Origin of the sequence: Candidatus Electronema sp. TJ, assembly GCF_048287355.1 — a bacterium.
In the GTDB taxonomy this organism is placed as follows: Bacteria; Desulfobacterota; Desulfobulbia; order Desulfobulbales; family Desulfobulbaceae; genus Electronema.
The window spans coordinates 8,538-25,456 of record NZ_JBLWEP010000014.1; the positions used below are offsets into that span (position 1 = coordinate 8,538).

A 16,919-nucleotide genomic window follows, 5' to 3' on the forward strand; every position below is an offset into this window, starting at 1 on the left:
GCTCCATGCTACGTTGGAGGGAGGCTCCATGCTAGCATGGAGAATCAGTCCATGCTAGCATCGAAATTTTCTCCATGCTAGCATCGAGAATCAGTCGATGCTGGCATCGAGAAAATCTCCATGCCAGCATCGACTGCGGCAAACCGTCTGAATGCTGTTTGGGCGAAAGATGTTTCGCCCCTGCGATGGCCCGGCCTTGCTTCAGATGCGGCTTATGCAAGAATGCGCTGGCTGGAAGATGCCTGCTTCGCGGCCCCTTCGCAGCAGCTCGTGAACCGCCGCCCGGCCTTCCTCGCCCAGCCGCAGGGAGAAATCATTCACATACAGACTGACATGCGCGGCGATCACCGTGTCGTCAAGCTCCTGGGCGTGCTGGCGGATGTAGGGCAGGCACGCCGCCGGATCGGCTTGCGCCTGGTGGATGCTGGCTTCGACCGCCTTTTCTATGTCCTCGATCAGGTCGGCGGAGAAGCTGCGGCGGGCGGCGATGCCGCCAAGCGGGATGGGCAGGCCGGTTTCCTCCTCCCACCATGCGCCCAAATCCTGCACGCAGCGCAGTCCCTTGGCCTGATAGGTGAAGCGGCTTTCGTGGATGATCACGCCTGCGTCTGCCTGACCTGCCAGCACCGCATCCATGATCTGATCAAAACGCATGACTGCGGTGCGGCAAGGCTGGCGCAGGAACAGCCGGAGCAGGAGTGCGGCAGTGGTGTGCTGCCCAGGAATGGCGACAGTCCATGCGGCGGGATCGCCGCCAGCCTTGGCTGTGACCAGGAGCGGGCCGCAGCCCCTGCCAAGGGCTGCGCCTGCCTCCAGCAGGGTGTAGCGGTCAAGGACATGGCCAAGGGCGTGAACGGAGAGCTTGGTCACGTCGAGACGGCCCTGCATGGCCCAGTTGTTGAGCGTTTCCACGTCCTCCAGCAGGGGCGTGGCAAAGCGGGCATGAGCAAGCGGGATTCTTCCCTGCGCCAAAGCGCAGAAGATGAATGTGTCGTTGGGACAGGGAGAGAAGCCAAGCGTCAGTTCGCGGCGCATCAGCGTGGGAAAAAAGAATGTCTGATCCGCAGAGCGGATCAGACCTGCTGCTGCGAGCAGTTATTTATTCTGCAAGGCTTCGAGGATTTTGGCCGCTTCTTTGTAGCCAGGCAGCACTCGTCCATCCGGCATGATCAGGGTCGGCGTGGAGGTGATGTGCAGTTCCTTGGCCAAGGCGACGTTCTTTTCCACCTGATCGGTCACGCAGTCCGCCGCAGGCACGGGCTTGCCGTGCAGCGCGTCAGAAAGCATGGAGGCGGCTTTGGCGTTGTCGCCCTTGGCAGCGGCGCAGATGATGGCCTTGGCCTTGGGCACTGAGCCGGGGTGAGACGGCAGCGGATAGACCTTGATCAGGAAGGCGATGTCGGGATGATCCTTGGTGATCTTTTCCATCTCCGGGTGGAGCTTCTTGCAGAAGGAGCATTCCGGGTCATCGAAGACGATGATCTTGCGCTCGGCTTTGGGATTGCCGATCACAATCGCATCCGCTGTCGGTATTTTGCTGACATCGGCGCGGTTCATCTCGACATACTTCCGCTCGGTCAGGTCGACATTGGTGTCGATTTTGATCACGTTGCCACTGATCAGATACTTCTTCGAGAAGTCAAGGTAGAGCGGAATCTTCTCGCCCTCATAGATTGCGTCAACATCCCATAAGCCAGGCACTTCGCTGAATTTGACATCCAGCACCTCGCCCACCTTGCCTTTGAGCAGAGTTGCGGCTTCCTGTTTGGTGAGGGCATGGCAGTCCCGGCAGCTGCCTGCGCCGCAGCCGTCCGCCCCTCCTTGGAAGGCAGAGGCCGGAGCGGCGGCAAAGACAGCGCAGGCCAAGAGCAACGCAGCGGCTTTCATATCAATCATCATAGCAAGACCAAAGAGTTGAAGACACGATGAGGCAGAACCTGCCTGTTCAGGGAGGCAGCTCCGCTGCCGAGGCGGCGGAGCCGGCGTTTATTGTACGGTCTTCACAGCGTAAAGGCAAGCACGTTTCAGAAGACAGGCGCAGCCGGATGCCGGATGCCGCCGCAGCGTTGCTCCTGCGGGCATCGCTTGCTGAAACGGTACTTTTTTTCTCCGCTGATGCGGAATCCGGCGCAGCCGCCGCTGCAGCCGCAGGGGCTTTCGCTTTCAGCAAAGTCCACCGTGATGGAGCCGCATTCGGCCAGCATCGTCTGATCAACAACAAAGGTGATGCCGCCGCGCTCGAAGACGTGGTCGTTGTCTTTTGCTTCGTCAACTCTGAGCCGCAGATGCGGCCCGGCGCAGTTCCCTGCCATCGGCGTGATGCGGACAGCAGGACTGCTTATTCCCTGCTCGCGCAGATAGGAGGCAAGCGTTTCCACTGCCGCGTCAGATGCTGCAAACATGTGTCTTCTCCTGATCAAAAACGGACAACCACAGCAGCGCGGCGCGCCTGCTGTGACCAATGAGGAATCTGAGGCATGAAACATCGCTGCCCCTGCTCGCCCTCTCCCTTGACGGCCTTGCCGCAGTCAATTCCCTGCTGGAAATGCCTCATTCCCCGCTGGCAATGAGGCATTCCCCTCTGGCAACGGGTCATTTCACTCTGGCAATGGCGCATTGCCAGCTGGAAACGCGGCATTCCTTGCTGGCAATGAGGCATTCCCTCTTGGCAATGAGGCATTGCCAGCTGGCAACGGGTCATTCCCCTCTGGCAATGAGCCATTGCCAGAGTGAAACGTGACATTCCTTGCTGGCAATGAGGCATTGCCAGAGGGGAATGCGGCATTCTGAGCCGGAAAAACGGCGTTTCCGAGCGCGAAAACACCATCGGCGCGAGGATAAGAGGCTGTTGCGGCTCGTTATTCCGCCTGCGCGGCGGAGATCAAGGCCTTGGCAGTTGCGTTTGCGCGGGAACCGCAGGGAAAAAGGGCAGGCGCACGGCCCGCCCATGTGCGGGAAGAAGAATCAGCAGCAGCCGCCGGAAGAGCAGGAGCCGCCGCAGCCGCCGCTGCGCGCGCCGGGCAGGGGCTTCTCGCAGCTGATGGTGAAGCCGCCGCCGGAGCAGCCGCAGCCGCCGGAAGACTCGACGAAGTCGACCTTCACTGCGCCGCAGGTGTCGGACAGTCCTTTGTCCATGAGGAAGCTGATGCCGTCTTTCTCCACGGTCAGGTCGCCTTCTTTGACATCATCCAAGGACAGGCTCAGGCTGGGGCCGGAGCAGCCGCCGGACATCATGGAGATGCGGACAGCGGACTCGATCTTGTTCTGATCCAAGTAGTCCTTGACGTTCTTTACTGCCAGATCGGTGATTTCAATCATGATCGCTTGGTTGGTTGAATTGCTGGCCGCAGCGCTGCGGCACAAAGGGATTTTATTAGACAGTGTACTCGAAAAAGCAATGGAAGGGAAATGAACAAAAAAGCTGCGGCAGCAATTCATGCCTCCAGCAGCCGCGCAATCCGCTCCAGCAGCCCGTTCAGACCGGCGGGATTGTTCGCGCTGAGGCAGATGCCGTCCTGCGTCTGCGGCGGCAGGAGCGCGTCCGGCAGCAGATCCATCTTGTTGTAGAGCCGCAGGCAGGGAATCTGCTCCAGCTCCAGCTCGCGCAGGAGGCTGTCCACGACCTCGGCCTGCTGCGGCCAGGCGGGATTGGCCGCGTCAATCACATGCAGGAGCAAGTCCGCCTCGTGCAGCTCTTCCAAGGTTGAGGCGAAGGCTTTGAGCAGCTCGGCGGGCAGGTTGCGGATGAAGCCGACTGTGTCGGTCAGCACCGCCTCTGTGCCGCCGGGCAGGCGGAAGCGGCGCGAGGTGGGATCAAGCGTGGCAAAGAGCATGTCCTCAGCCAAGATGTCCGCGCCGGTCAGCGTGTTGAGCAAGGTGGACTTGCCCGCGTTGGTGTAGCCGACCAAGGAGACCACCGGCACCTCATGCTTGCGGCGGCGGCTCCGGCGATGCTGCCGCTGCTGGCCGACTTCCTTCAGCTCGGCGCTCAGGCGGGCGATGCGGTCTTTGATCCGGCGGCGGTCAATCTCCAGCTTGGTCTCGCCAGGCCCGCGCGCGCCGATGCCGCCGGTGAGACGGGAGAGCGAGTCGTCCCGGCTGGCGAGAAAGGGCAGGAGATATTTGAGCTGGGCCATCTCTATTTGCAATCGTCCTTCCCGTGACAAAGCGCGGCGGGCGAAGATGTCGAGAATGAGCTGGGTGCGGTCAATCACCCGCAGGTCAGTGCGGCTGGTGATCGAGCGCACTTGGGAAGGAGTCAGCTCCTGATCGAAGATGAGCAGGCTGGCTCCGCTGCGCAGGCTGATCAGCATGATTTCAATCAGCTTGCCCCGGCCCAAGATGAAGCGGGGATCCGCCTTGCTGCGGTGCTGGATCACCTGCTCCACGGCCTCCACGCCAGCAGCGCGGGCCAGCTCGGCCAGCTCCAGCATGGACTCCGCCGCCAAGCCGCGTGGCCCGGTGCTGACGGAAACAAGGATGGCCCGGTCTTGCCCCGTGTCAACTGTGCGCAGCGACTGGCTGCGGGCCAGCTCCTCTTCAAGGCTTTCAATCAGGCTGAGGCAGGAGAAGGCTTCCTCTGCCGGGCGGAACGGCTCCAGCAGCTGCCAGCCTTGGCCGCCGCCGCGCTCCGGCTGGACATGGACGCTGCGCAGCAATTCCGGCTCACCGCTGCTGAGCGTCAGCACGGCCATCAGATCCAGACGGAGGCAGACCAAGTCCATGATGTCCTCCTCGTCCGGCCCGTTCATGCTGAAATGCGTGTGGACGCAGCGCAGGCCGCAGAGACGGCTGCCGCCGCTGCGGGCCTTGTCCAAGACCGGGATCATGATCCGGTCGTGGTCGCCGACAATGACGGTCTCCACTGCGCCGGAACGCTGGATGAGCAGGCCGAGCTGACGGTTCAGCTCCGCTGACAAGGCCGCCAAGCTGCGGGCCGCGTCCCGGCTGATCACCTCATCCGGGCTGATCTTCTTTCGCAGCAGCAGCTCCAGCTGCCGGAGCTGGCTGCTCTTCAGTCCTGCTGTATGGCCGACAATGGAAATAGCGTCCTCCTCTGGCAATGGGAACAATGCGCGAGTTCAACATACCTGCGCCTGTCTGTTTTTGCAAGCCTGACCAGAGTCCGCCTCTTTCCTCTTTGAAAAAGAGCGGCAAGCTGTTAAGCTGGCTGCTGCCGACATCCTGTTCTTCCTAAGGAGGAAATTATGCTCTCCATGCCCAGACCAGCCGTCTTTGCCGTATTCCTGCTGTGTTGCTTTCCCCTGTCCGCTGATGCTCACTGGAGCATGACGCAGCCGCTGAAAGACCTGCTTGCCCGGCGGCGGTCCGCTCAGGCGGAGCAGCAAGGGAAGAAGGAGGCTCCCCCGCCCCGTCCCGCCCGTTTTAAAGACAACGGCGACGGCACAGTGAGCGACAGCCGCACCGGCCTGATCTGGCTGAAAAATGCCAACTGCACCGACTTCTTCGAGGGAGAGCAAGGCGGAGGCAGAAACAGCCGCTCCTGGCATGAGGCGCGCGTGGCGGCCAGCCGTCTCGCTGACGGCTTCTGCGGTTTGCAAGACGGCTCGCAGGCAGGCGAATGGCGGCTGCCCACACGGGAGGAGCTGCTGGAACTCTCAAAAGATGCCAGCAGCAGGAATGTGCTGCTTGATATTCAGTCGTTCTATTACTGGTCTTCCAGCCTCGGCGATCTGTATCCAGATTACGCCTTTTATGTCAGCATCGTCCTTGGCATTGACAGCTACGCCTTTCAGCTCAACAGCTTTCATGTTCTGCCGGTGCGGCGGCCAAAGCAGCCGCAGCCGAAGGCTCAGTCTTTGAACAACGCAGCAAAAGAGGATGAGAATGCAGTGCGCGGATTGCAGAATGCAGCCGAAGAACCGGTGCGGCAAGGAGGGCTTTGACTGCACCAGAGGCAAGATTGATTTCTCCGAGCATCAGCTGGCGGATCCGCAACCAAGCCGGGACAGAGCTGAACATCCGGCTCGGACTCTGCCTTGGCCAGCAACCCCTTAGCGCAAACGGCTGCTGGAACGCTATCCCTGAGCCAGCAGCGAGCCGTCGTTCCCTTGCCCGCCTCAGCAGGGCGCATTGCCCGGCGTGCGCGGGAAGGGAATCACGTCGCGGATGTTGCTGATGCCTGTGACGAACTGAACCAGCCGCTCAAAGCCGAGACCGAAGCCCGCATGAGGTGCTGAACCGAAGCGGCGCAAGTCTAAGTACCAGCTGTATTCCTCCAGATCAAGCCCTGCCTCCCGCATTCGTCCTTCCAGCAGATCCAGCCGTTCCTCGCGCTGACTGCCTCCCACCAGCTCGCCAATGCCTGGCACCAGAATATCCATTGCCGCCACAGTCTTGCCGTCATCGTTCAGCCTCATGTAGAATGGCTTGATCTCCTTTGGATAATCAGTGACAATCAGCGGCCTGCCCGCCAGCTCCTCGCAGAGGAAGCGTTCATGCTCAGACTGGAGATCCTCTCCCCAGCGCACTGGGAACTCAAATTTCCTGCCGGACGACTGGAGCGCGTCAACCGCCTCGGTGTAGCTCATTCCGGCAAATGGCTGCGCCTGCGCCGCCTCCAGCTTGTGCAGCAGGCCCTTGCTGATAAAGCGTTCAAACAGCTCCAGCTCCGCAGCGCAGTTCGTCAGCACAGCGGCGATCAAGTCTTTAATCAGAGCCTCGGCAATCTCCATGTCGCAGGCAAGGTCGCAGAAAGCCATCTCCGGCTCCAGCATCCAGAACTCGGCAAGATGCCGGGCCGTATTGGAGTTCTCCGCCCTGAAGGTGGGGCCGAAGGTGTAGACCCGACCGTGCGAGAGGGCGAATATCTCCGCCTGTAGCTGGCCGCTGACCGTGAGGCCAGCGCGGCGGCCAAAGAAGTCTTGGCCAAACGGCTCCGGCTGGCGCAGCTGCTCGCCCGTCAGAGCGGTGACCGTGAACATCTCGCCTGCGCCCTCGCAGTCCGAGGTGGTGATGATCGGCGTGTGCACTTGGACAAAGCCCTGCTCACGGAAGAAGCGGTGGATGGCGAAGTTCAGCTCAGAGCGGATGCGCACCACGGCCCCAAAGGAGTTGGTGCGCGGACGCAGGTGGCTGATCGAGCGCAGGAACTCAACACTGTGCCGCTTTTTCTGCAGCGGGTAGCTCTCTGGATCTGCCGGGCCGACCACGCTCAAGCTCTCCGCCCGCACTTCCACGGCCTGGCCTTTGGCAGGCGAGGCCATCAGCCTGCCGCAGACCTTGACCGCGCAGCCCGTACTCAAGCGGCGCACCTCGCTTTCATAATTGGTCAGATTCGGCTCAGCCACCACTTGCAGCCCAGCCAGACAGGAGCCGTCCGTCACCTCGATGAAGCAGAGACTGCCGGAGTCGCGGCAGGTGCGCACCCAGCCCTGCGCCTCAATGAGCTGCTCCGCCGGGGCGGTGTGTAGAATATCTTTGATGCGTGGGGTCATGATTTCTTGGCCTGTGTTGTTTGGTTCACCGTATCGTTGCAGGAAAGTCAGGGAGCAGCAACGAGCGGGCCAGTTCCTTGTCAGGAGAGAAGAAGCGGAACCGGCCTTGCTGGTCGCATATCCAGAACTCTTGCGCACCATTGTCGCAGTACAGTGTTCTCTTGCCCAGCATCTCTGCTTCAGTATTGGCTGACGACATGACTTCGATGCAGATTTCAGGAGCGACAGAGCATTCCGCCTCATCTTGAATCAGCTCAAGCCGCTGCGAAGAAGCCCAAGCCACATCAGCCACCTTGGTTCCTTGCTGGGTGCGGACTGCGCATTCAACCAGCACCTCGCCGTCTTCTATATGAGCATAGAGCAGGCCGGTGATCTTCCCTTTAAACAAAGAATGGTACACCTTGACTGGTGTCATCAGGAGCTGTCCTTGCTGATTGGATTCTATCTTGAACGGCAAGTCATGCAGACTGCTGTTGCTGCATAGCTCCTGCCACGTTGCAGACTGATTCAAATTCATCATGATGGCTCACCTGTATAGCAGTTGTCATAATACCTGCGCAAATGGGACAGCCTCCTGCGGGCTAGCGGATGTAAGGTACTTATTGCCTGCCGCGCTCTTACCAACAATTACCCAAACAGACTTTCCGTTTGCGCTGACCCAGAACCGCCACTTGCCCAATTCAATACCTGCAATGGCATCAGGCTGAGATAACTTCCAGCGTGTGCCGTCGGCGTTTAATCCCCCTATAGATTAAATTCGCTCGTGAGCACTTTGCCGATTTGATTTATTAATGTACGATATTTGATGGTCAGACATATCGACCTCCTGTCGATGGTTAGTAATTGATGCGCCTAAGTTTTGAGCAAAGGCCACATCACTTCCTCTAAAATACCCCTCTTCCCAGCTCGGTGCAAGTAAGAACCCAGCCTCACTGCCTCTGCGCATCTCACTCGCTCGAGTGAGGCAAAGAGTCTCGCTCGAGTGAAACCCAGAGTCTCGCTCGAGTGAGATTGCTTCACTCGCTCGAGATAGCTTGAGCACGGCTCTTGACAGAATCAGCATTTCTTTTTAAGCTGGGCTGTCAGCATACATCCTCCTGCTGCGCTCACCTTCCTTTTTTTCACTGGAGAACGATCATGGCAACGATGCAATGGCGGCCAGAAGTGAATGCCCTCACCACTCCCCCTTCCTACAAAATCCTCCATGTGCCGCGCAGCATCTCCGGCTACAGCGAAATGGCTGCCGAGATCGCGGCGGCAAACCCGAATTTCACCGAGGAGATGATCAAATCGCTTGGCCCGCTGATCATGTCTTGGATTCAGAATCAGCTGATCAACGGCAATCAGGTCACGCTTGCCAACGCCTTCACCTTCAGCATCTCCTTCAATGGCAAATTAGACAGCCCGGACGACCCGCTGCCGGAGAACGACGACCTGATTCAGGTCAATGTGCGCGTGTCCGTGCCCTACATGCGCGAGATCCGTCACCGGGGCAAACTTGAGCGGCTGCCGATGGTTATTAAGCAGCCGCTGATCAACGCGACTGAAGACACCAAGCTGAAGCTGGCCGACGTGCTCTTTGCCGACGGCGCACTCAAGCTGTCTGGCAGCAATTTGAACTTTGACGAGAGCAAAGCTGACTGCGGCTGCGTGATTGAAGGGACAGCAGGCGGGAGGAAGAAGCAGAGCACCTACGCCTTGATTTCCAAGAGCACGGTGCTGCTGGTGCCGGACATCCCGGCGCAGAGCCAGCCGTGGCAGAATGAGTACACCGTCACGCTGACCACGCGGTACAGCGAGAACGGCACGCTGCGCAGCGGCTCCAGCCGCCGCAAGCTGCGCTCGCCCCTGCTTGTGACCGGGCTTGGCAGCCCAGAGCTGGAAGCCGGTATTCTGACGGGCGGCGCGGCAGCAGCTCAGTATGCGAGCATTATTGATGGCGTGGCTGCGGCGGATGAGCGGCTGCGCGTGCAGGCGGTGCTTGACTCCCGCAACAGTCAGCTGCTGCTCAATCTGCTTGACATGCGGGACGGAGGGGAGCAAGGCGAGGCGGTCACCGCAGCGGCCAACAGCGACTATGTGCTGCAAGGCTTCAGCGGCTCGGCGGTGAGCAGCCTCACGGTCAGGGTGAGCGATTATGACGCGCTGTTTGATCTGGTGCGCAGCGGCTACGCAGGCAGGCTGGTTGACATTCTCGACATAAGGCTGACATAAGGACAGAGCGGAGCCAGGCTCCGCTCTGCTGTCAGAACTTCTTCTGCGAATCCAGCAGCATTGTCACCGGCCCGGAGTTGACCAGGCTGACTTCCATCATTGCCTGAAATTCGCCGCAGGCCGTGACGATGCCGCAGCTCTTCACGGCTTCGATGAAGTCAAGATAGAGATGTTTGGCCTGCTCCGGCTTCGCGGCCTCTGACCACGAAGGGCGGCGGCCGCAGCGGCAGTCGCCGAGCAAGGTGAACTGCGACACCACCAGCATGGCCCCGCCGGTGTCGACAAGAGAGCGGTTCATCAGCCCGGCCTCGTCGTCGAAGATCCGCAGATTGACGACCTTTTCCGCCAGCCAGACGATGTCCTGCTGTTTGTCGGCTTCATGCACGCCAAGCAGGGTCAGCAGCCCTGCGCCAATGGCCCCGGTTTCACGCCCGTTCACAGTCACGCTGGCCTTGCTGACCCGTTGAATCACTGCACGCATCATTCTCCTCCTTATGTTGCGTTTATAGAGATGGGCGGACAGCATAGCCTGCTTTTTCCACATTGGCAAGAAGGGCGGGACAGGGTATAGTTGTGTTCTTGCTGAAATCTTGCCGCTGCCTTTTGCCGAGCCGCCGCCTCCATGAACCTTGCCCAGCTCTTTCTTGTCGGCTTCGACGGCTGCTCCCTTGACAGCAGCCATTGGCTGACCACCGCCTTGCAGCAGAACCCGCCCGGCGGAGTGATACTCTTTGACCGCAACGTGGACGGCTCGATCCAGAACTTCAGCTCCTCCGCCGGACTGAAGCGTCTGACCGCCCAGCTGCACGAGCTGGCTGCCGCGCCCTTGCTAATCGCTGTGGATCAGGAAGGCGGCAGAGTGCGGCGGCTGAAGGAGCGGGACGGCTTTCCTGCCTTTCCCACAGCAGAGGAGCTGGGCCGCTGCGGGCCAGAGCGCTGCGCCGAATCAGCTGCGGCAATGGCTCAGTTGCTGGCCGAACATGGCATCAATTTCAATCTGGCTCCGGTCGTTGATCTCAATCTCAACCCAGCCAGCCCGATCATCGCCCGTTATGGCCGCAGCTTCAGCAGCAGTCCGTCCTGCGCCGCAGCCTGCTGCCGGGCCTTTATTGAGGCGCACCGTCAGCATGGCGTAGCCTGCTGCCTTAAGCATTTCCCTGGACATGGCAGCGCGAAAGGCGACACGCACCTCGGCTTTGTCGACATCACAGAAGACTGGCAGGAGATTGAGCTGGAGCCGTACCGCCTGCTCATCCGCGACGGCCTGGCTGACGCGGTGATGACCGCCCATGTTGTGGTGCATCGCGGCCTTGAGCCTATGGGCCTGCCTGCCAGCCTCTCGCCTGCGGTCACGGCCCTGCTGCGCGGGCAGCTTGGCTTCACGGGCCTGATCATCACCGATGACCTGCAGATGAAGGCCGTGACTGAGCGTTATGGCTATGGCGAGGCCGTGCGGCTGGCGGTGCTGGCTGGAGCGGATATGCTGATTGTCGGCGGCAATCTCAGCCGCAGCCCAACGGCCTTGGCTGAGGGAGCGGCTGCGGTGCAGGAGCTGCTGGATCAGGGGCTGATCACAGAGGAACGGATCAAGGCTTCACTGGCGCGGACAGCCGCGCTGCAAAACACCAAGCTCAAGGGAGAAGGGACATGATCAAAAAAGGAACGCACAGCGTGTCAATGGGGTACATCCTCTGGATATTCGGCTTTCTCGGCGTGCACCGCTTCTACTACGGCAAGCCGGTCACTGGCACGATCTGGTTCTGCACGCTGGGATTGCTGGGCATAGGCTGGATCATCGACCTGTTCCTGATCCCTGGCATGGACAGGGAGGCCGATCTCCGTTTCACGCCCGGCCTGCTCGACTACAACGCAGCTTGGCTGCTTCTGGTCTTTCTCGGCATCTTCGGCGGCCACCGCATGTACATGGGCAAGTGGCTGACAGCCATCCTCTGGTTCTGCACCGGCGGCCTCTTCCTGCTTGGGTATCTCTACGACCTGTGGACGCTGAACACGCAGCTGACAGAAATCAATCAGCAAGGCTAGCAGCCTGCGGCGCGGATGTCACATCACCACATGCACCCGCCCGCCAAAGTCGTAGCCCTTGGTGGTCAGATCGTATTTCATGCCACCCCCTTGCAGCTTGAGGCTGGGGCCGTCGATCCGCATCTTGTCCGGGCTGACCAGCATCTTGTCGGCATCGTAGTAATGGAGCAGCTCGGTGCGCAGTTCCTCCTGCTGCACCGGCTTGACCAGCACCACGTCATCAAGCAAGGTCAGGTGCTTCGCGTCCATCCGGTAAATGCCCTTACGGCTGGTCACCTTGATGGGATCATCGCCTTGCTTGCTGTACAGGGCATCCACTTCGGCCATGTCAATCTCGCGGTCGGTTGTGCCGGTGCGGGCCTGCGCCGCCTTCACGGTCCAAGTCTGCTGGCCTTTGGAGCAGAAGGTGAGGACGATGTCCTCCATAAGAAAATCTTGCCGCTCCTGACGGTAGGCCTGCTCCGCCGCTGCGTCGTAGCCTCCTCGCGGCTTGAGGAATTCTGCCGCAGGTCCTTGCCAGAGCGGGCTGCTGAGCAGCAGGCCGAGCGGGACAAGCCAGAGCAGGTTGCGCAGGCTGCCGCTCATGATGCAGATGCTCCGCCAAGATGCTGCGCCAGAATGCCCGCCAGCAGGCCTTTGGCCTCAAGAATCAGCTCGCAGACCTCACGCACCGCGCCGTGACCGCCGCCACGCTCGGTGACATAGTCCGCCCTCTGCCGCAGCTCCGGCGCGGCATTGGCCGGAGCAAAGGCGCAGCCCGCCCGCAGCAGCATGGGCAAATCCAGCCAGTCGTCGCCCATGCAGGCCACTTGTTCCGGCTTGAGACCAGTTTTAGCTAAGATCTCGGCAAAAGCGGCTCCCTTGTCTGAGCAGCCTGCGCAGACATGCTCTATCTTCAAGTCCTTGGCCCTTCTGCTCACTGCTTCGGCAGTGCGGGCCGTGATCAGGCCGACCTTGACTCCTGCCCCCTGCAAGATGCGCAGGCCGAAGCCGTCTTGGGTGTTGAATCCCTTGATCTCGCCGGCCTCAGGGGTGTAGAATACCGTGCCGTCGGTCAGCACGCCGTCCACATCCAAGAGCAGCAGCTCAATCTTTTTCGCCTTGCTCAGGGCGGTCTTCCACGCCGCGCTGCGCGGCACTGGTTTTCTCCGTTCCGCCGCCCGCCCGCACAGGGCTTGGGTCAGGGCGCAGTCGGAGTAGCCGCCAGTCGGACAACAATCGTCATTCATTGGCAAACTTGCTCACAGTCTTGCGGATCTCCAGCAGCTGCCGCAGCAGCGGCTCCACTTTGTCCAAGGGAATGGTGTTGGGGCCGTCGCAGAGGGCCTTGTCCGGCTCTGGATGTACCTCCATGAACAGACCGTCGATGCCTGCGGCCATCGCCGCTCTGGTCAGGGTTGGAATGAACTTGCGCTGGCCGCCGGAGCTGCCGCCCAAGCCGCCGGGCAGCTGCACCGAATGGGTCGCGTCAAAGACCACCGGGCAGCCGAAGGAGCGCATCACCGGCAGGGAGCGCATATCCACCACCAGATTGTTGTAGCCGAAGCAGGCACCGCGCTCGGTGAGGAGAATGCGCTCGCAGCCTGCGGCCCGCACTTTGTCCACCGCGTGTTTCATGTCCCACGGCGAGAGAAACTGGCCTTTTTTCAGGTTGACCACCCGGCCCGATTTGCCCGCCGCTGTCAGCAGGTCGGTCTGGCGGCAGAGGAAGGCAGGAATCTGGATGATGTCCAAGCATTCCATGGCCAGATCAATCTGGCTGGCCTCATGCACGTCGGAAACCACCGGCACGCCGATCTCCTGCCGGATGCGGCAGAGCTGACGCAGCCCTTTCTTCAACCCCGGCCCCCGGAAGGAGTTGAGCGAGGTGCGGTTGGCCTTGTCAAAAGAAGCCTTGAAGACGTAGGAGATTTCCAGCCGCTCGCAGATGGCCTTCATCTCCCAAGCAATCTGCCAGCAGAGGTCGCCGGACTCCAAGGCGCAGGGACCGGCCATCAGAAGCAGCGGCTGGCCCGGGCCGATCTGAATGGCCTTGCCGCCCGGCAGGGTGTTTATTTCAACGTTTTTCATGAAAGTGCGGTGAAGGAAGTGAAGTCATCCGGGACTGCGCCGGAAAACAACACTATACCGCTTTTGCGCTGCGCAGGCAAGCAGAGGTGGAACGGAAAAGCTGCGCTCCCGATTCAGGAGACAGCTTTTTTCTTTACACCCTGAGCAGAAGGCACCCCCGCCTGCGCGGATCAGCGTCTGCGCCGGCCCCGGTCGTCAGGAGCACCGTCTTCCTCTTCCCAGCTTTCGTCTTCCCTGTCACGCCGGGGCGGAGGCGGAACAAAACCGCCAGCATCAGGCCAGAAACGATTTCCTTCCCGGAAGACGGGCGGAGCATCGCAGGAGATGATGTTTTTCCGGCAGAGAGTCTCCTTCCATTCGTACTTCAGGAAATGCTTTTCCAAGGGATAGGATTCCGGCCTGAACTCCACCCGCACCGAGGAGGAATATTCTTCCTCTCCAAAGCCGGTGCCTGCGTCAGATTCAGCCGCCGCACTCACCTCTCTGTCGCCGTGGGGCGCAGGGGCGGAGCGCAGCTCACCGCCGTCACGGTGGGAATACAGGGGCGGGCGCGGGCGGACAGGCGGCCTGCGCTCGGCGTAGGCGGCGACAGCAATCACGCCCATCGCGCTGTAGTCATCCCACGCGCCTGCGTAGGAGTCGCCTTCATTGGTGAAGTAGAAGCGGTTGATCCTGTTTCTGCCTGTGCGCCAGCCATCATAGGTGGCAGTGCCGTAGGGATCGAGGACATACATGCGCTCCGAGCTGCTCAAAGTCGATCGGTCGCCGGAAATGATGTTGCGCCCGTCCACGGCGATGACTAAGCCGACCCTGCGGCCAGTGTTGTTGACTGCCCGGATGCCGTAGCGGGCATTGCGGCGGGCTTCGACATACGACCGCCAGTTGCCCTCACGGGAACCTCTGGCCGGATAGGCCGTAAAGGTCCAGCCGTCATCGGAAACCACCTCCACCTGCACACTCTGCGCTGCCGCCTGCCGGCTTGGCAGGAGCAGCAGCACGCCCGCCAGCATTGTGAACAAGAACTTCAGCTGCCTCATGATTCGCACCTCCTCGATGTGATGCGGAAATAAAAAGAAAGGCGGCCCGCTGCGGCCCGCCTTGACGCGCTGTTTCTGCTGCTCTTTCTCAGGCATTGCCGACGATGCCGCTGAACATGGCAATATCAATGCCGAAGCGGCGGGCTGCCCTTTTCCATTTCTGTTCGTCCGGGGTGTGGAAGAGCACACTGATATCCCCAGGCACAGTCAGCCACGAGTTGTCCATCAGCTCCGTTTCCAGCTGACCTGGCCCCCAGCCCGCATAACCGAGCAGGAAGAGGAAATCCTTCGGCCCCCGGCCATTTGATATTTCCTCCAGCAGCTTGGATTCACGGGACAGGCCTATGTTCTTGGTGACGGCCAGCCCGCTGCCGATCTGCTGCTCAGATTTGTACAGAATGAAGCCGGACTCCATCTCCACCGGCCCGCCAGTGTAGACTGGCGGCAGCGGCCCTGCCGGCAGGGGGATGTTGGTGCTGAGCAGGATCTCCAGCATGGTGATTTCCTGACTGGGATTGTTGATGGCCACGCCCATCGCTCCGTCTTGATTGTGTGCGCAGAGGTAAATCACCTGCTCCCGGAAGCGCGCGTCAGGCATCTGCGGAGTGGCGATGAGAAAGTGTCCAGTCAGGTTTTCCATGATGTTCTGCCTCCTTATACCTTTATTGTAGCATCGCTGCCTGCTGGCAGTCAAGGAGGAACTTGTCAAGATGCGGGCACTAAAGCACTTGCCCTTGCCGCGTTCCTGTGGTAACGGTCTGCCATGGCGGATTCTCTCTTCACTACTATTCAAAGGAGACAAACGATGAAAGGCTGGTTTGCCGCGCTTTGCGCGCTGGCGTTGTGCTGCTCAATGGCTTCCTGCCGCTCGGAGCGGCAGACAGTGATCAAGATCGGGGTCAACGCCCCGATCACTGGAGACATTCCAAAGGTTGGCGAAGGCACCAAGTACGCAGCGGAGCTGTGGCTGGAAGAAGTGAACAAGGCAGGCGGCATCGAGGTTGGCGGGAAGAAATATCCGGTCGCCTTGGCGGTGGAGGACAGCGAGGCCAAGGCTGAGTCAGCAGTGAAGGCCAACACCAAGCTGATCACCCAGGACGAGGTGCTGGCGATCATCGGGCCGCAGGCATCCAAGGAGGCCATTCCGGCTGGCGCAGTGGCCAACGACAAGCAGACCCCGATGATCAGTCCGTGGTCGACCAACCCGGACACCACTGCCGGACGGCCCTACGTCTTCCGCGCCTGCTTCCTCGACCCCTTCCAAGGGCCGGTACTGGCGAACTTCATCAGCGAGGAGTTCAAGTTCACCAAGGCGGCGGTGCTCTATGACGTGGCCAGCGACTATCCCAAAGGCCTGGCCGAGTTCTTCAAGAAGGCCTGGGAGTCCAAGCACGGCGCAGGCTCAGTAGTGGCTTATGAGAGCTTCACCACCAAGGACACCGACTTCAGCGCCCAGCTGACCAAGATCATCCACTCCGGCGCGGAGGTGCTCTTTGCCCCGCAGTATTATAATGAAGTGGCGCTGATCGTCCAGCAGGCCAAGTCATTGGGCTGGAAGGGGCCGATCGTCGGCAGCGACAGCTGGGGTTCCGCCGAGACCGTGCAGCTCTGCGGCGCAGCCTGCTACGGCCAGTTCTTCAGCACCCACTACGCCGCCGCCGGAGCGCAGGGAGCGACGAAAGCCTTCATCGACCGCTACAAGGCCAAATACGGCTACGTGCCCGATGACGTGGCCGCGCTGACTTGGGACGCTTTAAGCTTGGCGCAGCAGGCGATTTCCTCGCTCAAGACGCTGAGCGGCAGCATCAAGGACGACCGCAAAGCAGTGCGCGACGCGCTGGCGCAGATCAAAGACTTTGACGGCATCACCGGCAAGATGACCTTCTCCGGCAGCGGCGACCCCAAGAAATGCGCGGTGATCGTCAAGATCAGCGACAAGGGCGAGTACGTGTTCCACAAATCGGTCTGCCCGGACTGAGCTGTCCGCTTCCCTTCCAGCACAACACAGGCCGCCCGCGCTCCTGCGCCGGGCGGCCTGCCTTTTTCCGCCGTCCTCACCTTCAGCACATCAGCCAGCCTGCCGCCGCACGTGCGGCTG

General features: G+C 60.7%; 19 protein-coding genes. 5 read left to right on the top strand and 14 right to left on the bottom strand.

The window, feature by feature from the left end; all coding sequences use genetic code 11:
• Positions 1–201: 201 nt before the first annotated feature.
• The 5 genes from ACNKID_RS02065 to hflX form a co-directional block, all read right to left on the bottom strand.
• On the bottom strand, positions 202–1,035 hold the full coding sequence (locus ACNKID_RS02065; RefSeq protein ID WP_417911770.1) for a 1,4-dihydroxy-6-naphthoate synthase: 834 nt from the start codon (positions 1,033–1,035) through the stop codon (positions 202–204).
• A gap of 60 nt (positions 1,036–1,095) precedes the next feature.
• Entirely contained in the window at positions 1,096–1,887 is a 792-nt protein-coding gene (locus ACNKID_RS02070; RefSeq protein ID WP_417911771.1) for a DsbC family protein, read from the bottom strand.
• Positions 1,888–2,024: 137 nt separating this feature from the next.
• The gene (locus tag ACNKID_RS02075; RefSeq protein ID WP_417911772.1) at positions 2,025–2,402 is read right to left on the bottom strand and encodes an IscA/HesB family protein; all 378 of its coding nucleotides are present in this window, start codon (positions 2,400–2,402) and stop codon (positions 2,025–2,027) included.
• Between the two features lie 562 nt (positions 2,403–2,964).
• The gene (locus ACNKID_RS02080) at positions 2,965–3,318 is read right to left on the bottom strand and encodes an IscA/HesB family protein (RefSeq protein WP_417911773.1); all 354 of its coding nucleotides are present in this window, start codon (positions 3,316–3,318) and stop codon (positions 2,965–2,967) included.
• Between the two features lie 116 nt (positions 3,319–3,434).
• Positions 3,435–5,072 (bottom strand): GTPase HflX, encoded by a 1,638-nt coding sequence (hflX, locus tag ACNKID_RS02085; protein WP_417911774.1) that lies wholly within the window; start codon positions 5,070–5,072, stop codon positions 3,435–3,437.
• Between the two features lie 216 nt (positions 5,073–5,288).
• Between hflX and ACNKID_RS02090 the strand changes: the two genes are divergently transcribed.
• A complete protein-coding gene (locus ACNKID_RS02090; RefSeq protein WP_417911775.1) occupies positions 5,289–5,906 on the top strand; it encodes a DUF1566 domain-containing protein in 618 nt (205 codons plus the stop codon).
• A gap of 174 nt (positions 5,907–6,080) precedes the next feature.
• Here ACNKID_RS02090 and asnS read toward each other — a convergent pair whose 3' ends face one another.
• Genes asnS through ACNKID_RS02105 form a run of 3 tightly spaced genes read right to left on the bottom strand, consistent with a single transcriptional unit; the run spans position 6,081 to position 8,205 of the window.
• Positions 6,081–7,457, bottom strand: a complete 1,377-nt coding sequence (asnS, locus tag ACNKID_RS02095; RefSeq protein ID WP_417911776.1) for an asparagine--tRNA ligase — start codon at positions 7,455–7,457, stop codon at positions 6,081–6,083.
• 25 nt (positions 7,458–7,482) lie between these two features.
• Complete coding sequence (locus ACNKID_RS02100) at positions 7,483–7,977, bottom strand: Uma2 family endonuclease (protein ID WP_417911777.1); 495 nt, start codon at positions 7,975–7,977, stop codon at positions 7,483–7,485.
• Positions 7,978–8,001: 24 nt separating this feature from the next.
• Positions 8,002–8,205, bottom strand: coding sequence for a DUF3892 domain-containing protein (locus ACNKID_RS02105; RefSeq protein ID WP_417911786.1), 204 nt, complete (start codon positions 8,203–8,205; stop codon positions 8,002–8,004).
• Between the two features lie 389 nt (positions 8,206–8,594).
• Between ACNKID_RS02105 and ACNKID_RS02110 the strand changes: the two genes are divergently transcribed.
• Positions 8,595–9,671, top strand: a complete 1,077-nt coding sequence (locus ACNKID_RS02110) for a hypothetical protein (RefSeq protein WP_417911778.1) — start codon at positions 8,595–8,597, stop codon at positions 9,669–9,671.
• Between the two features lie 31 nt (positions 9,672–9,702).
• Here ACNKID_RS02110 and dtd read toward each other — a convergent pair whose 3' ends face one another.
• On the bottom strand, positions 9,703–10,152 hold the full coding sequence (dtd, locus tag ACNKID_RS02115) for a D-aminoacyl-tRNA deacylase (RefSeq protein WP_417911787.1): 450 nt from the start codon (positions 10,150–10,152) through the stop codon (positions 9,703–9,705).
• A 141-nt stretch (positions 10,153–10,293) separates the two neighbouring features.
• On the opposite strand from dtd, the gene ACNKID_RS02120 reads away from it, so the two are divergent.
• Both ACNKID_RS02120 and ACNKID_RS02125 read left to right on the top strand, forming a co-directional pair.
• Complete coding sequence (locus tag ACNKID_RS02120) at positions 10,294–11,322, top strand: glycoside hydrolase family 3 protein (RefSeq protein WP_417911779.1); 1,029 nt, start codon at positions 10,294–10,296, stop codon at positions 11,320–11,322.
• Complete coding sequence (locus tag ACNKID_RS02125) at positions 11,319–11,714, top strand: NINE protein (protein ID WP_417911780.1); 396 nt, start codon at positions 11,319–11,321, stop codon at positions 11,712–11,714. Before ACNKID_RS02120 ends, ACNKID_RS02125 begins: the two co-directional genes overlap by 4 nt.
• A gap of 18 nt (positions 11,715–11,732) precedes the next feature.
• On the opposite strand, the gene lptC is transcribed toward ACNKID_RS02125, so the two are convergent.
• From lptC to ACNKID_RS02150, 5 genes are all read right to left on the bottom strand, one after another.
• Positions 11,733–12,299 carry an LPS export ABC transporter periplasmic protein LptC gene (gene lptC, locus ACNKID_RS02130; protein WP_417911781.1) on the bottom strand — a complete coding sequence of 189 codons (567 nt, stop codon included), beginning with the start codon at positions 12,297–12,299 and terminating at the stop codon, positions 11,733–11,735.
• A complete protein-coding gene (locus ACNKID_RS02135; RefSeq protein WP_417911782.1) occupies positions 12,296–12,943 on the bottom strand; it encodes a KdsC family phosphatase in 648 nt (215 codons plus the stop codon). The genes lptC and ACNKID_RS02135 overlap by 4 nt, the downstream gene beginning before the upstream one ends.
• Positions 12,936–13,784 carry a 3-deoxy-8-phosphooctulonate synthase gene (kdsA, locus tag ACNKID_RS02140; RefSeq protein ID WP_417911783.1) on the bottom strand — a complete coding sequence of 283 codons (849 nt, stop codon included), beginning with the start codon at positions 13,782–13,784 and terminating at the stop codon, positions 12,936–12,938. Before kdsA ends, ACNKID_RS02135 begins: the two co-directional genes overlap by 8 nt.
• Before the next feature lie 170 nt (positions 13,785–13,954).
• Entirely contained in the window at positions 13,955–14,821 is an 867-nt protein-coding gene (locus ACNKID_RS02145; RefSeq protein WP_417911784.1) for a hypothetical protein, read from the bottom strand.
• Positions 14,822–14,909: 88 nt separating this feature from the next.
• Complete coding sequence (locus ACNKID_RS02150) at positions 14,910–15,461, bottom strand: YqgE/AlgH family protein (RefSeq protein ID WP_417911785.1); 552 nt, start codon at positions 15,459–15,461, stop codon at positions 14,910–14,912.
• Positions 15,462–15,674: 213 nt separating this feature from the next.
• On the opposite strand from ACNKID_RS02150, the gene ACNKID_RS02155 reads away from it, so the two are divergent.
• Positions 15,675–16,799, top strand: coding sequence for an ABC transporter substrate-binding protein (locus tag ACNKID_RS02155; RefSeq protein ID WP_417911788.1), 1,125 nt, complete (start codon positions 15,675–15,677; stop codon positions 16,797–16,799).
• The last annotated feature ends 120 nt before the right edge of the window (positions 16,800–16,919 follow it).

Bases quoted from the DNA above. Each gene is read 5' to 3' on its own strand.
- kdsA (WP_417911783.1), bottom strand. From the start codon at position 13,784: ATGAAAAACGTTGAAATAAACACCCTGCCGGGCGGCAAGGCCATTCAG.
- ACNKID_RS02150 (WP_417911785.1), bottom strand. From the start codon at position 15,461: ATGGAAAACCTGACTGGACACTTTCTCATCGCCACTCCGCAGATGCCT.
- lptC (WP_417911781.1), bottom strand. From the start codon at position 12,299: ATGAGCGGCAGCCTGCGCAACCTGCTCTGGCTTGTCCCGCTCGGCCTG.
- ACNKID_RS02065 (WP_417911770.1), bottom strand. From the start codon at position 1,035: ATGCGCCGCGAACTGACGCTTGGCTTCTCTCCCTGTCCCAACGACACA.
- dtd (WP_417911787.1), bottom strand. From the start codon at position 10,152: ATGCGTGCAGTGATTCAACGGGTCAGCAAGGCCAGCGTGACTGTGAAC.
- ACNKID_RS02070 (WP_417911771.1), bottom strand. From the start codon at position 1,887: ATGAAAGCCGCTGCGTTGCTCTTGGCCTGCGCTGTCTTTGCCGCCGCT.
- ACNKID_RS02145 (WP_417911784.1), bottom strand. From the start codon at position 14,821: ATGAGGCAGCTGAAGTTCTTGTTCACAATGCTGGCGGGCGTGCTGCTG.
- ACNKID_RS02110 (WP_417911778.1), top strand. From the start codon at position 8,595: ATGGCAACGATGCAATGGCGGCCAGAAGTGAATGCCCTCACCACTCCC.
- ACNKID_RS02075 (WP_417911772.1), bottom strand. From the start codon at position 2,402: ATGTTTGCAGCATCTGACGCGGCAGTGGAAACGCTTGCCTCCTATCTG.
- asnS (WP_417911776.1), bottom strand. From the start codon at position 7,457: ATGACCCCACGCATCAAAGATATTCTACACACCGCCCCGGCGGAGCAG.
- ACNKID_RS02090 (WP_417911775.1), top strand. From the start codon at position 5,289: ATGACGCAGCCGCTGAAAGACCTGCTTGCCCGGCGGCGGTCCGCTCAG.
- ACNKID_RS02125 (WP_417911780.1), top strand. From the start codon at position 11,319: ATGATCAAAAAAGGAACGCACAGCGTGTCAATGGGGTACATCCTCTGG.
- ACNKID_RS02100 (WP_417911777.1), bottom strand. From the start codon at position 7,977: ATGATGAATTTGAATCAGTCTGCAACGTGGCAGGAGCTATGCAGCAAC.
- ACNKID_RS02080 (WP_417911773.1), bottom strand. From the start codon at position 3,318: ATGATTGAAATCACCGATCTGGCAGTAAAGAACGTCAAGGACTACTTG.
- ACNKID_RS02135 (WP_417911782.1), bottom strand. From the start codon at position 12,943: ATGAATGACGATTGTTGTCCGACTGGCGGCTACTCCGACTGCGCCCTG.
- ACNKID_RS02120 (WP_417911779.1), top strand. From the start codon at position 10,294: ATGAACCTTGCCCAGCTCTTTCTTGTCGGCTTCGACGGCTGCTCCCTT.
- ACNKID_RS02155 (WP_417911788.1), top strand. From the start codon at position 15,675: ATGGCTTCCTGCCGCTCGGAGCGGCAGACAGTGATCAAGATCGGGGTC.